This is a genomic window from Spirosoma liriopis (assembly GCF_023196085.1).
Classification (GTDB): Bacteria; Bacteroidota; Bacteroidia; order Cytophagales; family Spirosomataceae; genus Spirosoma; species Spirosoma oryzicola.
In genome coordinates this window covers 254,520-268,812 of the sequence record NZ_JALPRF010000003.1, presented here as the reverse complement: position 1 = coordinate 268,812, position 14,293 = coordinate 254,520, and the positions used below count along the sequence as shown (strand labels likewise).

At 49.7% G+C, this 14,293-nt stretch carries 10 protein-coding genes and 1 tRNA gene; 6 read left to right on the top strand and 5 right to left on the bottom strand.

Features of this window, described 5'->3' with window-relative positions; all coding sequences use genetic code 11:
- Window positions 1-14: 14 nt before the first annotated feature.
- From M0L20_RS17945 to M0L20_RS17930, 4 genes are all read right to left on the bottom strand, one after another.
- A complete protein-coding gene (locus tag M0L20_RS17945) occupies window positions 15-1,175 on the bottom strand; it encodes a YjbH domain-containing protein (RefSeq protein WP_248478367.1) in 1,161 nt (386 codons plus the stop codon).
- Window positions 1,162-1,989 carry a YjbH domain-containing protein gene (locus M0L20_RS17940; RefSeq protein WP_248478366.1) on the bottom strand — a complete coding sequence of 276 codons (828 nt, stop codon included), beginning with the start codon at window positions 1,987-1,989 and terminating at the stop codon, window positions 1,162-1,164. Before M0L20_RS17940 ends, M0L20_RS17945 begins: the two co-directional genes overlap by 14 nt.
- A gap of 82 nt (window positions 1,990-2,071) precedes the next feature.
- Complete coding sequence (locus M0L20_RS17935) at window positions 2,072-2,791, bottom strand: hypothetical protein (protein ID WP_248478364.1); 720 nt, start codon at window positions 2,789-2,791, stop codon at window positions 2,072-2,074.
- 50 nt (window positions 2,792-2,841) lie between these two features.
- Window positions 2,842-3,906 (bottom strand): hypothetical protein, encoded by a 1,065-nt coding sequence (locus M0L20_RS17930; RefSeq protein WP_248478362.1) that lies wholly within the window; start codon window positions 3,904-3,906, stop codon window positions 2,842-2,844.
- Window positions 3,907-4,929: 1,023 nt separating this feature from the next.
- Between M0L20_RS17930 and M0L20_RS17925 the strand changes: the two genes are divergently transcribed.
- From M0L20_RS17925 to M0L20_RS17900, 6 genes are all read left to right on the top strand, one after another.
- Window positions 4,930-5,268 carry a LytTR family DNA-binding domain-containing protein gene (locus M0L20_RS17925; RefSeq protein WP_248478360.1) on the top strand — a complete coding sequence of 113 codons (339 nt, stop codon included), beginning with the start codon at window positions 4,930-4,932 and terminating at the stop codon, window positions 5,266-5,268.
- Window positions 5,269-5,697: 429 nt separating this feature from the next.
- On the top strand, window positions 5,698-9,684 hold the full coding sequence (locus M0L20_RS17920; RefSeq protein WP_248478358.1) for a hybrid sensor histidine kinase/response regulator transcription factor: 3,987 nt from the start codon (window positions 5,698-5,700) through the stop codon (window positions 9,682-9,684).
- A gap of 651 nt (window positions 9,685-10,335) precedes the next feature.
- Entirely contained in the window at window positions 10,336-10,788 is a 453-nt protein-coding gene (locus tag M0L20_RS17915; RefSeq protein ID WP_232562311.1) for a hypothetical protein, read from the top strand.
- A gap of 51 nt (window positions 10,789-10,839) precedes the next feature.
- A complete protein-coding gene (locus M0L20_RS17910; RefSeq protein ID WP_248478356.1) occupies window positions 10,840-11,745 on the top strand; it encodes an alpha/beta fold hydrolase in 906 nt (301 codons plus the stop codon).
- Window positions 11,746-11,826: 81 nt separating this feature from the next.
- Window positions 11,827-13,137: an MFS transporter gene (locus M0L20_RS17905; protein WP_248478355.1), complete on the top strand. Its 1,311-nt coding sequence runs from the start codon at window positions 11,827-11,829 to the stop codon at window positions 13,135-13,137.
- A 44-nt stretch (window positions 13,138-13,181) separates the two neighbouring features.
- Window positions 13,182-13,259: transfer RNA gene (locus M0L20_RS17900), tRNA-Val, on the top strand.
- A 246-nt stretch (window positions 13,260-13,505) separates the two neighbouring features.
- Here M0L20_RS17900 and M0L20_RS17895 read toward each other — a convergent pair.
- Complete coding sequence (locus tag M0L20_RS17895) at window positions 13,506-14,120, bottom strand: hypothetical protein (protein WP_248478354.1); 615 nt, start codon at window positions 14,118-14,120, stop codon at window positions 13,506-13,508.
- Between the last annotated feature and the right edge of the window lie 173 nt (window positions 14,121-14,293).

Sequence of the window (14,293 nt, the reverse complement as noted above, 5' to 3'; positions counted from 1 at the left end):
CTCACGTCAATTAACTACTGATACTGATTCTGTAAATAACGCTGATGGTACTGCCGAAGCAGCGCATCCAGCTGATAACCGAGCCGATACCTCGTCCCGATGTTATAGCCCCGACTGTAGGCATACTCCCAGCGAAACTCTTCGGTGGTCCGCAGTCGTAGCCGTTGTGTCTGTGCAATCCGTCCGGGCGGAATAGGAATCGCAAAATTGAATCCGCCCGTCCCTCCGTTTACCGTTTTCTGGGCGTAAAACCCAATTTCGACGCTGCCCATCTGCCGAATGACATCCAGCCGCGCGCCCCGGTCCTGGTACATGTACTGCCCACCCGATAGCTTGATGGTTATATCATGCGTTGGCATGCGGTAAGTTACATCTGCCAGGAGCATCAGGTGCTCCGGCGATCCGTAGTAGAAGCCATTCTGCGGGAAGTAATAAAAGCCCGTATAGCTGGCTTCCGCCCCAAACGACCAGTTTTTTGTCGGGTCCGCGTGACGGTACTGCACATTGGCACCGTACTGGTCATTGTAAAATAGCCCCGCCGACAGACTCATAAAATTCGTTCCGTCCAACGCCAGAAACTGGTTCAGATAAGTCGGAGCCGGTCGCACGTTCAACGTCTGGTTGTCCAGCTTATTCACGATTGGAAACAAAACGCCCCAGTTCAGCACCAGCCCACGACTCAGGTACAACTGGCTTTGCAACAGCAGATTGGTTTTACTTTCTACCGTCTGCTCCCGAAAGCCGAATTGAGCCACAAACTCAGGCTGCAACCGAAAGTCAAGCTTATACCGGCGGCTATCAAACCGGTGCGTTTTTGCCCACGCCTTCCGTTCCTCCTTCGAAAGAACGGTCGTGCCAATCGTCGAAGCCAGTTTATACCGAGCTATCGGGACACCCTGATAGAGCGGCACAAACTCGTTAATGCCTGTTGACGCCAGGGGCTTTGCCAGTTCCAGCATACCGATTAGCGGGTTGCGGTACAACCGCTGCTCGTAATACACCCGATGCGCCGTACTGTCAACCGACAGGTTTTCGTAATTCAGCAGTACATTACGCTGTTGCGCAACACCTTCCCAAGCGAATCCCAGACCGAGTAGTGCCACCAGCAACGCGTTCCGCAGCCCCCCACTCGCCATGCTCCGTGCATTTTCTCCCACGCGACTACGCCCCTTCATGTTTCCTGAGTCCTTTAGGTAACCGAAGAACGTTGAACGCGCAGGACGTTCCCAGCGTAAGCTGATCGCCATTTAGCAAACCCGCCTGCACGGTCCAATGCTTGAACAGCAAGGCATAAGCACCCACGTTTAGGTGTTGCGAGTCCCATTCAACCATGACTCCCCCCTTTTTGGCGAAGTCGAATTTTACGCCACCAATGGGTCCAGCCAGGTAGTAGTAAGGTTTATCCCGTTTATCGGTCAGCGTAAAGCCAGACAGAATATCCGAGTTCTGACTATTCTTTACCTCGGCCCGATAAATCGAATAGGGACTACCCACACCGACTGTTACCGCAGCCGTGATCGACTTAGTCAGAGTCAGGTGCTTGGTAGCAACGACTGCGTTCGTGATCAGCGAGTTGTCAATTCCGAAAGGCGCCGAAAGAATAACCGCAACCGATGGACGCTTCGCTTTTTCGGTCAGCACCACGTATTTCAGATCAATCTGACGATCTCCGATGCCTTTACCCATGAATGGTATAGGCCCGTTCGGATTCAACAGATTGATATTGACTTCAAACCGGGGCAGGAAAGCCAGATTGACGAACGCGATACTTTCCGAATTCTTTTTGTAGAAGCGGAAAGCATAGTTTTTCGGGTTATACGCATAGCCCGCTGAAAACGTCCCGTCCTCCTGTACTTCAGCCGTTGGAATGTAAATCAATCCTAATTTACCGGAAACGTTTACCTGCGCCCAGAGCCGCGTGGAATACATACCGCAAAGCAGCACCAGCCCAACCATAAAAACCTTTTTACTGGTCCTACGGCGCTGCACTTTTCTGAACGGATATGTATATACGGCAGGTATCACTACAGGTAATCGTTTACGCGTCAATCAGAATTATCGTACGTTTCGCTTAGTTGAACTTAAACCGTGCCGAGAGTCCGGCTTCGATGCCGTTCAGACTAACTTTCTCGGTCGTGCTGGTAGTCTCCGTCCGAACGGCCTGATTGTAGTTGCCCAGATGGTAGCGTACATCAAGCGCGAGGTACAGTTTCTTCACCAGTTTCCGCTCGGCACCGACGAATACCTGCGCACCGTAGCTGTTGCCCGCCTGCTTTTCGTTCACCGACCCCGTATTGCTCGTTACCTGCCGGGAGAAATCGTTATTGACAAAATACCGCGCGACGCTCACGCCAATGTACGGCGTCAGGAAAGGCTCTTTCGTTGTTTCCGATGATCCGTCCGTCTGTGGCTTGGCGAAGGTGTATTTCAGATCCAGCGAAACGGGAATGATCGATAGTTTCAACTCCTCGGTCCGGTTGATACCGCCACTGCTCAGCGCGCTAGACACTGATTTCGACCAGTAGCCAACCCGTCCGCCAATCGAAAGTCCTTTGACAAGACCGATTTCAAGCGCGGCAGTCGGCATAATGGCTCCCGACAGTTTAGCGCCTTGACCACCATTGTATTCCACCAGAAACGAACGCTTATTCCAGTAGTCCAGCGACGGATTCCAATAGCTGGCCCCAACGCTGATGGATTTTAAATTAACCTGTGCCTGGCTAGTCAACGGCTGAATGAACAGGCCCAGCGCCAGGGTAGCGAATGATAAAGGGAAGTATCTTTTTTTCATGAGATCGTTTTATGACTACGTGATGGTGCGACTATGTTTATTCCTTACTCTTATTCGTCGGCACCTTTCCGACCTCCATTACCCTGGTTATGGCAACTGGCGATAGCCTGACTGCGAGCGGTTGCAAGCGAGGTAACGGCTGCATTATAATTGCTATTGATTTTGCTTAGATCGGCATCCCGGGCGGCCTGCGCATTGGCAAGCTTGGCACTGGCCACAACATCACAGGTGCTGGTATCAGCCGATTGTAAAGTATTGATGCCGGTTATAGCCTGGCTGTAAGCCACATAATACAGCACGGTCAGCAGGTTGAATGTCGCATCGCCCAGTATGGTTTTAACGCCATTCAGATTCGACAACCCCTGATTGAGTTGTTGCAGAGCAGCGGCTCTATACCCATCGTACGTAGCGGGTTTGCTGCCTTTACAAGCGGTAGCATCTGCCTGAATGGTTGTCTGAGCCGATGTATACTGCGCGTTAATAGGAGCCGATTGCGTTTGCTTGGCAGCATCGAGTCTGGCAACGGCTGATGCGTAAGCCGCGTTGGCTGCCGTTGCGCAGGCATCGTCCGTGGTAGCGTTCGCAACAGCGACGGGTGCATTAATGCCTTCCGCGCCCAAGCGCCCGCCAACCGTTTTACCATTGACCTGTGGCATCGTAAACGTAGGCAAGTACGCTTGAAGAGCGGGGTTGCTCGCGATGGCCGCTACTTCCGTTTTCAGGCTCGCGGGCATTGTTCCGGTTGATGCGAGGTTGCTAACTACGGCTGGCGTGAATTCAGCCGAGATGGCAGCCGCTTTTTCCGCCGAAACGGCTTTGCTAACATTGGTAGCCGCTTGTTGCACAGACGCGGGTACTTGTCCCGTCGCCGTCATACTAGACAGGCCGCTGGTAACAGCCGCAGCTACGGTTGACGAATTGACCGATGCCGCTGTCACCGAAACGGCAGCCGGGGCTGTTGGCGTAACATCGGGCAGTTTCACATTGTCGAGGCCCTTGAACGTGTAGGTAAACGGCGTGACCGATTCTACTTCTTTTGTCTTACAGTTATACAGGGCAGCCGCCAGACATAATCCGTAAGCAAATAACCTAGTGCGTGAATGTACAGTTCTCATGTAAAGGTTTGTGTGAGGTAGTCTTATTAAAGGTGATTGATTACAAAAATTTAAGGTAATTATGGAGCGGAACAGTTGACGTGCAACCGGCATACAGCATGCATCCGATGAGCGCAACATGACCCGTTATAGCAATAAGATGATGTATGAATTTGAATTAGACATAGTATTCCCTACCCCACGCCTGTGGGTCGTTTTTAAGAATTAGCCTTTTTGTGAAAAGCATCGCGCCCGCTATTGATTGATAAGGCGCTGATTATTTATTTTGGCTGGTCGTGTGACCAGTTACGTTACTGGTACCTGACAAATCGCAGGATCGGGTATGCGCGTTTCGTCTGCAACCGTATTTCCTTCGTTCTGTCTGCTACTGGCTTTTATCTATTCTGTTGGGTAAACGAAGTAAACCTTACGAGAAGAAGTAAAGAAGAGTTCATGAGCGTGGATAGTTTATCAGGATTGCACTTATTATAGTTTTTGACTAGAACAAACCTAGTAATAAATTGAGTAATTAATGTTTTTTTAACAGACCTAATCACTCGAGAATTTATTATTCGATATACATGAATATATTCATATAAATCCATGTAAAAAATTATACTAACTACTAATTTATTACTTACACAAAACGGTATATTATACTCATCTTAACGTACCGACATGATTAGTAAAACCTTATTTTGTGGTATTGCTTATGTCATGCGAAGTCCGTTCCACTTTCCGTTGATTATCTTGAGCAATTAAGTACACTACAAGCCATAACGTGTATATTTATTTTTATAGATTTTGGTGCTTACGTTATAGATAGCAGCACTGGATGACGAGTCCTTGCTTAGCTTCCTTCATTTCTACGTAGCAGGAAAACATACACTCAGAGCATTTATTTAGTGTTTGGTATAAATATCTACGAATCAACATATTGCATTATAAATTTTGGTGCGATCTTTATGGTGCGATTAAAAACGAAACTTTGTTCATCAAAATGATGTATTTACTTTGCGCTATCCTCACCAATATTATCCACTTATGAAAGCTCGTCCAGGAGCAGGTGTACGTCATAAATTCGACATTGACCAGGTAGTAGCCATTACCGCCGACGTCAACTATAGTTACGTTTATTTTTTGAATGGCGATTGTTTGCACCGTAGCCGTACCCTCAAATGGTACCTGGAACGATGGCCTGATCTGCTCCGCATTCACAAAAACGCACTTATCAACGTCGATAAAATTTCCGAATATAGTCTCATAAGTGGCAGACAACCATCCGGTTACGTAATTATGATAAACAATTTACGTTTAGAAGTTTCTCGTCGGAATATCAAACAAGTTGCCGATTATCTTGCGCAGCGCAAACAAGTGCAATAGCAAACAGATTACGGGTTCTGCTATGACATCAACGGCTAGCGAATTGTACAGAAAAATAAGTCTTAGCTTTTCTAAGTCATCAAAAAATTAATTTGGCTGCGTATCTTTGGTAGGCAGCCAAACTAATTTTATACCCGTACTAATTCTTACTTACTCGTAGTATCGGTTAGCGTACTAGGTAGAATTACAAACTAGTTTTCGTTTGCTGTATACTCTAGTGAGCCAGTTCGAATGCCAACCGTATCTATCTCCCGTAGCTCAATCGTTCTTCAAGCGCTTCTTCGTTTCCTGGTTAGTCGCTTTCTTTTTCAGTATCAGCACGATAAATCAGAAGTCGTTTTCTCTGCTCGACACACTAGATCAACAACCGCGTATCGTCAATTCTTCTTTTGTACTTATCTAATAATCACTATCACTGGACATGCTGGTTTGTCGCCTGTTGTTGCGCAGTCAACCACGGTTCGATTCAACCACCTCTCCAACAAAGATGGTCTCTCGCATAACTCCGTCAACTGCATCCTTCAGGACCGCGACGGCTTTATGTGGTTTGGTACCAACGAGGGCCTGAATAAGTACGATGGGTACGCGTTTACGGTCGTTCAACCGGATTCAGCTGCGCAGTTGACCAGCCTGCACAGCAGTCGGATAGCCGGGCTTTGCGAAGATCGGCACGGTCGGCTTTGGGCAGCTACCGAAGGCGGGGGACTGTACGAGGTTGACAAAAAAAGAGGACGGATGACCCAGCATCCGATCCGTACGCAGAACGCGCACCGGTGGAACAACCAGCTGTCGGTGTATGAAGACAGTCAGGGTTTTCTTTGGCTAAGTACCTATAACGGACTGGTTCGCTACGATCCGTCGGCCCAGCGCTTCCGCCTTTATCCGACGCCCCAGCGCGATATGCCCATCAAAAGCGTATTTGAAGATCCGCAACACCGATTGTGGGTCGGTACGTTAAAAGGACTGTATCAATTCGATCGGGCAACGGGTCGGTATACGCTACTGAGCTACATGACCAAAACAGGTAACGAGCCTGTTTTCAACTCGTTCCATCTGGACAAAAATCAAACGCTCTGGCTTGGCACGGCTGGCGACGGCATTTTTCAACTCGACCTTCGTCGTCCTTCGCTGCAATTAGTACCGTACAACCCAGGTGGCAATCTCAACCGGTATGTTTGTTTGAACACTGTACAAGCTGATGCGCAGGGTCTTATCTGGATCGGCACGACAAACGGTTTGCAGCGTATTCATCCCACTCTTCACCAGATCACCACACTCCGACCGCAGGGTGATCAGCCCAACGGACTAAGCAGCGCGAATGTTCAGGCGGTATACATCGACCGAAGCGGTACAATCTGGGTGGGTACGGACAATGGAATCGATGAACAGGCTTCGAACCGAAAAGCGTTTACTACTTATCAGGTAAAACCCAGTCTTGGCACGGCCAATCTGCTGGACAACAAAGTAAATACCCTGCTGATCGATCCCAAAAATCAATTATGGCTCAGCAATCAGTTTTCGGTATACCGTATCGACGCATCCCGCAAGCACGCATCTGTAGTTCCGCCCCAGACGTTGGGCAGCACGGCTCAGCATACGAATTATTATTTCTCGCTGCTGCCCGATGGCGCAACGGGTATGTGGCTCGGCACCTGGGATGGTCTTTATCACTACAGTCAGGCAACCGGACGATTTACAGCGTATCCATCCGAGGTTCCCGGTCAATTACTCAGTCGCGCTCCCGACGGTAAGATCTGGCTCGGCGGTGAAGGCGGCATCGCTTCCTTTGACCCCGGTACGCGTCAGTATACGTACTATAAGTATGACCCGGCCAATCCAACCGGGCTATCCGATAAGTTCGTCTATGCGCTGCTGGCCAGCCGAACCGGTGCTATCTGGGTTGGTATTAATGGAAAAGGCATAAGTCGGTTAGACCCAACGACGTCTCGCTTCACGCACTTCTCAGCCGGAACGAAACCGAACCAACTAAACAGCAACGAAATCCTTACGTTCTACGAAGATAGACAGGGTATTATCTGGTCGGGGACCAACCAGAGCGGGCTGAATCGCTTTGACCCGCAAACAGGCCACTTCTCCTCGATTACAACCGAGAATGGTTTACCTAGCAACCGGGTCGTTGCTATTACCGGCGACAAAGCGGGCTTTTTATGGCTGAGTACCAACAAAGGGCTGTGCCGCTATGAGCCCCGCACGAAAACCGTTCGAACGTACGATAGCAACGCGGGGCTTCCGAGCAATGAGTTTCTGGAAAACGCGGTTTTCAACGAAGGCAATCGTGTTTATTTCGGTAGTTTGAACGGCCTTGTTTCGTTCAACCCCGACAGTATTCAGGCTAATGATAAATCCTTTCCCGTAACGATCACCGACTTTAAAGTCAAAAATCAAAGCCGGCCTTTGCTGGATACGCTTATCCAATTAGACCACGACGAAAACTTTCTGTCGTTTGAGTTTGCCGCCTTGACCTACACCCTTCCCCAGCAAAGTCAGTATGCCTATCAGCTCGTTGGCATCGATAAAACGTGGATTCCAAGCGGCACCCGTCATTTTGCTAATTACACGAACCTGTCTCCCGGCGATTATACATTTCGCGTAAAGGCAGCCAGTAATGACGGACTCTGGAGTGCGAACAATGCCGTTGTGCATCTGAGAATTCAATCCCCCTGGTGGGCTACCTACTGGGCTTATGGTTTCTACCTGCTGGCATTCGGCGGAATGATCTGGGCCTACCTCCGTTTTCAGACCGACCGCATTCGTCAACGGCAGGAAATAGCGCTCAGACGATCCGAAGCCGAACAACTTCAAGCAGTTAATGAAATAAAGAATCGATTTTTTGCCAACATCACGCATGAGTTCCGGACGCCCCTGTCGCTTATCATTTCGCCCGTTGAAAAGCTTATACAGGAATCCGCTGTTAATCCATCCACTCGGCAAACCTTGTCGCTGGTGAATCGGAATGCCCAGCATTTGCTACGGCTCATCAATCAGCTGATGGATTTGGCGAAACTCGAAGCGGCAAGTATGCCCGTGACGCTGATGCACGGCGAACTCGACGACTTCGTTCAGCAACTTGTCGATTCATTCGGGCCAGCGGCTGAGCACAAAGCGATTGCCTTGACGTACACGAGCGAACTAAGTTCGTCGCGCCAACAATTTGATGCAGATAAGTGGGAGAAGATAATCGTGAATCTGCTATCAAACGCGGTAAAGTTCACCCCCTCGGGCGGACGCATCACCATCTCGCTAAAGCCCCTTGATGGGGTGATCACCGACGAAAAAACGACGCTACAGCTTGTCGTTTCCGATACGGGTTCGGGTATTCCCGCCGAATCGCTCCCTCACGTGTTCGACCGTTTTTACCAAGTCGATTCGTCGCATACCCGCGCTTACGAAGGCACTGGTATTGGGCTGGCGCTGGTTAAAGAACTCATCGAGTTGATGGGCGGTACCATTGCCGTTGACAGCCAGGTGGGCGTGGGAACAACCTTTACTATTCTCCTTCCTGTCGAGTTGGCAACCACGGAGGAGGGTATCGTTTCGCCAAGGCCATCGACACCGATCCATTCGGTCAGCGATCTTCTTCCTGACCTTATCCCAGGACCGTCCGGGGTCATGCCCGATACGACTCCTGTTGATGTTTCGTCCGCGCCCCTGCTGCTGCTGGTAGAAGACAACCACGACCTGCGCGAGTTTATGGCTGCGGAACTAGCTACTGCCTACCGGGTAATGAGCGCCCCCAACGGTCAGGAAGGCTGGCAGTTGGTGCAGGCTGAACTTCCCGATGTGGTCATTTCGGACGTAATGATGCCGCTTATGGACGGTTACGAACTTACTCGAAACATCAAAAGTCATCCCGAAACCGACCACATTGCGGTTTTGCTGCTCACCGCTAAATCGTCGCACCCGAGCCGTCTGGAAGGATTGCAGGAAGGAGCCGACGATTATTTAAACAAACCGTTCAATCTGGACGAACTTCGGCTTCGGTTACGAAATCTCATTAGTCGGCAGCAAAAATTAAGTGAACAATACCGGCAGCAGCTGGCGCAACCTGATGCACCGACATTACCCGAAGACACAAAAAACCCGTTTCTCGATCAGATTTACGCCTTACTGGAAGAACATCTTGGCCTTAGTGACAGCACACTGACCGTCGACTGGCTGGCCGAGAATATGGCGATGAGCCGCAAAACCTTGTACCGCAAGCTGGGTAGTCTGACTGACCTTGCCCCCAACGAACTCATTCGCAATTACCGGCTGCGGAAGGCCGTCGATTTATTACGAGCCGGTCATAGTGCCAGCGAAACGGCTTATCTGGTAGGCTTCAAAACACCCTCCCATTTCACGACAGTCTTCAAGGAATATTACAAAAAAACGCCCAGCGATTTCTTATCGAACTAGTTCGCTGGTTACTTACCTCGTCTGTGCCAGCTTAGCTTCATTTTGAGCAATCGCGTCCGAAAAGTGTCAAAAAAGTGCATGATTTAAGCATAATTAACTGGATATGTCCCAGATCTGTAAGAAACTGTCCCAAATCGGAAAGTGGCTTTATGGAGGTTTTGATACCTTTGGGTCATCAAAGAGAGGTAGTCCACAGTCTTTTAAAGACCTGTTCAGCTGATAAAGCCAGATTTTCACTGTCAAACTTTCTGTTTTTATCCACGCACCATAACGATAGGCTTTGTCATAGCTGAACAGGTTCTTTGTACTACTAACACATGCAGTTGAGTCACGATCTCCGGTAAGTGCAATTTGCACCTTCACGATTCCACTTACATCTCCGCCTGCTTTCCTTTCCGTTATCCTTGCAATCCATAGGGTCATCCGGTTCTGTTCCCCTGCTGGGAGTGGCTCTTACAAGGAGCTTGCCTTAGCCAACGCTCCCCGATACGATCGTATCCATTCGAGCAGTTTAGCCTTCTTTCTTTGGTGAGTAACTATGTTTTTTCACGGAAACTAGTGAATTTTAAGCCATCAGATCGACTGGTCAGGAAACGCATGTTGGGAAACCACGCGTTTCTTCCATCCATAAAACAAGCCTTTTGCTCTATTATGAAGCACGTTCGCATATTTGTTCTTTTACTGCCTTTGTTGGCCTTCCTTTTTAATTGCAAAAAAGATAACAGCAGCCCGGAGCCGACAGCTGCTTCGCAAACGGAATTGCTGGTAGCGAACAAATGGCTTCTCGACCGCGTGTCGAACACCAACGACCAAACGATTAGCGTGGGACAGATGGGTACCAATACACTTGTTCTGTTCGAGCTTGATATGCAGTTTCGATCGGACGGTACCGTTCGGGCAATCAATCGCTTGACTAGTCAGATTCCTAACGGGGGAACCTGGAAGCTGGCACCCGACTTCAAATCGATGGACGTAGATGTGAACGGGTTTAAAGGAAACTTCCCGATTGTCGAACTGACGCGTACAAAATTGACGCTTCGTCAACGGGCGCCGGTCAGCGGTGTGGAATCAGATATCAATCTGGAATTTAAACCATCGCTCTAACAGGCTGACAGAAGAAGCGGGCCACCTTCCGTACCGTTTATTCGACACTGTATGCCACTTCTCAGATTCGAAACCAAGTCCGGCTTGGAAGAGCCGGGCTTGAAGAAGCGCGGCTTTTTCGTAACAGCTGAAGCAGTCGGAAACCCTGCGAACCAGCCGGTGTTACTGTTACACGGTGGTGGGCAAACACGTCATTCATGGGGCGATTCTGCACACGTTTTGGCCGACGCGGGCTGGTACGCCATCGCCCTCGACGCTCGCGGGCATGGCGACAGCGATTGGTCTCCCAAAGCGCATTACACCCTTGATGATCTGGCTCATGATTTGCGAGCGGTGATTGCTCAGCTTGATCGGAAGCCCGCTCTTGTCGGCGCATCCATGGGCGGCATGACCGCACTGATTGCCGAAGGAGAGCGGCCCGCCGGAAGTGATTCCTTGTGCACGGCCATTGTGCTTGTCGATATCGCTCCCCGTGCCGAGCAAAAAGGAATTGAGCGCATTTTTTCGTTCATGAGCCGCAATCTGGATGGATTTGCCAGTCTGGACGAAGCCGCCGACGCTGTCGCTTCGTATCTACCCAACCGAGCCCGACCGTCGGATCACAGCCGATTGGAGAAAAATCTCCGTTTTCGGCAGGGACGCTATTACTGGCATTGGGACCCGAAGATGCTGGCGTTATGGCAACGCAATTCGGCTCCTGACCAACAGTTACAACACGAAGAACGGCTTTATCGGGCAGCCCGCTCGCTAACTGTACCGACGCTGATCGTGCGCGGAGGCATCAGCGATGTGGTGAGCGAAAACGTGATGGCCGAATTTCTGGACGCAGTTCCTCACGCACAGAGCATCAGCGTCGCTCAGGCAGGCCACATGGTTGCCGGTGACTCCAACCATGCCTTTACGCGAGCCGTAATCGACTTTTTAACGAATAACGTACCACCCGGCCAAGCGAAGTAGACAGTCCTTGAACCGATAATTTTCCCCAGTGCTGCGTTCCCTCCCATTCATTTGCTAATTTGCCCGATCACTCGTTGAGAAATGAAGAACGTTCCCCGTATTCTGACCGCCTGGACCCTTTACGACTGGGCGAACTCGGTGCATTCGCTGGTCATCGTGTCCAGCATATTTCCGGTGTATTTTTCAGCCACCGCCTTAAATGAAACCGGTGGGCCGGTTATTAATTTCCTCGGCTTATCCATCAAAAACTCGGTCCTGTTTTCCTACACCATCTCAGCGGCTTTCCTGTTCACGGCGCTGCTGTCGCCGGTCTGCTCCGCCATTGCGGATTACAGCGGTCGTAAGAAAACATTCATGAAGGTGTTTTGCTATACGGGAGCCATCAGTTGCAGTTTGTTGTATTTCTTTACCAAGGAAACGACCACCTTCGCCGTGATCTGTTTCTGGCTAAGTTTGATCGGTTGGAGCGGTAGCATTGTGTTTTACAATTCCTATCTGCCCGACATTGCCACCGAAGATCAGTTTGACCGGGTGAGCGCGCGGGGCTTTTCGATGGGTTACATCGGCAGCGTAATCCTGATGGTCATCAACCTGGTTGTCATTCTCAAACGTGACTGGTTCGGTAACATCTCCGAAGGACTGGCCTCCCGTATCGCTTTTCTGACGGTGGGTCTATGGTGGATTGGCTTTGCTCAGATCCCGTTCAGCCGCCTGCCCGACGGAACGAAGAAAGTGAAACAGGCTGGCAATTACCTGCTGAATGGCTTTAAAGAACTGCGACACGTCTGGACGGAATTACAGGAACAGCCGCTAGCCAAACGGTTTTTGGTCGCCTTTTTTATCTATAGCATGGGCGTCCAGACGGTGATGTACGTGGCGACGATCTTCGGCAGCGACGAACTCAAACTCCCCGGTCAGAGCCTGATTGTTACAATTCTTTTGATTCAGTTAGTCGCTATTCCCGGCGCTTACGGCTTTTCGTGGCTCTCCGGACGGCTGGGCAACACCTATGCGCTTATGATTGCCGTTACCATATGGATTGTTGTCTGCGCCTGCGCCTATTTTGTGCAGACCGAATCGCAGTTTTTTGGTTTAGCCGCCGTTGTGGGTCTGGTGATGGGTGGTATTCAGTCGCTGTCGCGTTCGACCTATTCCAAGCTGATTCCGGCGAGTACCGATACGGCTTCGTACTTTAGTTTTTACGACGTAACGGAAAAAGCATCGATCGTGCTTGGTACGCTTTTATACGGCCTGATCGAGCAATTAACGGGCAACATGCGTAACAGCATTTTAGCCTTGCTGGTCTTATTTATTATCGGTTTTATGCTGCTGTGGCGTATTCCTTCACAAAAAATTTACGGTCTGCGTGTGGAGAATGCAGAACTTTCGTAAGTTTGCACCACGATCAAGGAGGCAGCAACGCTTTCGTTCAGCAAAGGAGGTTAGCTCAGTTGGTTCAGAGCGCTGCTTTGACAGAGCAGAGGTCAGCGGTTCGAGCCCGCTACTTCCTACCAAAAGCCCTAAATCCACTGAATTTGGGGCTTTTTTATTTTCCTTTGTGTTCTTTCTAGAAAAAAGCTCGACTGGATAATTCTACGTATAGAGCAATCACCCGTGAGCGAATAGAAATTACGAAAGCCCATTGAATACGTGAATTGAGCGGGCGAAAGTGTTCATTCGCTCATTGATCAAGCGTCTTCTACGGAAGCGGTTAATACATCGATCGTCCTAAGATACAGGTTCGCTTATACTAGAATAGCTTACATTTGGCTAATGGGCTGCGGTTGGGGTGTTGTCCAGACCAGATAAGCCAGTAAACTCCAGCAGATGGAAGCATATGCCCCAGAAATTAATAGGATGTATAACGTACCGTTATCAGCAACAGCATCCATGTGAACCAAGGCCGATCCCATCAGTTTGCCTACCAATGCCGTCAGGGGAAGCCACATCCCCACAGCCAGCGGCACATAGCGTCGCCATCCGCGCAAGGTCCCTGCTCGAACTACTATAATTCCTACCAGGAGCATGACGACCATGCAAATAGGCCAGAACGCATCCAGAATCCTGTATAAAACGGTATTGGCATTAGGATCAAGAGCCTGGTAAATGTTCCAGATGTTGGCAATGGCCAGTGTTAGCAAGTTGAGCCGAATCATGAAGTAACCGAAGGAAGAGTTGCCCGTTGCATTCAAACGTATCAGGCCAACTAAGCTGCCCATCCAGGTAAGCATAAAAAATAAACCGACCAGGCCGTCAAAAGCAGATTGCGCTAGAGCAGGATAGCGCATCGGGAGCAGTGGAGCAATCAACATGTAGTGAGCCCCCAGAAGACCAATAGCACCAAGTGTACGATTGGTTAAGGTAAACTGGTTCATAAGCCGTGTATCTGTCGGGTTTTGAGCTGACTTGATCAGCAATCATTGACAGATCAAAATTGGCGCTGAACGGGGAGCGGTTCAACCGACTTTTGTGCCAACTAGCTTAAGAACGTTGTGAATTGACACCCTTCTACTACGAATTGTAAAAGCCCATAATAGGATGTCGTCAA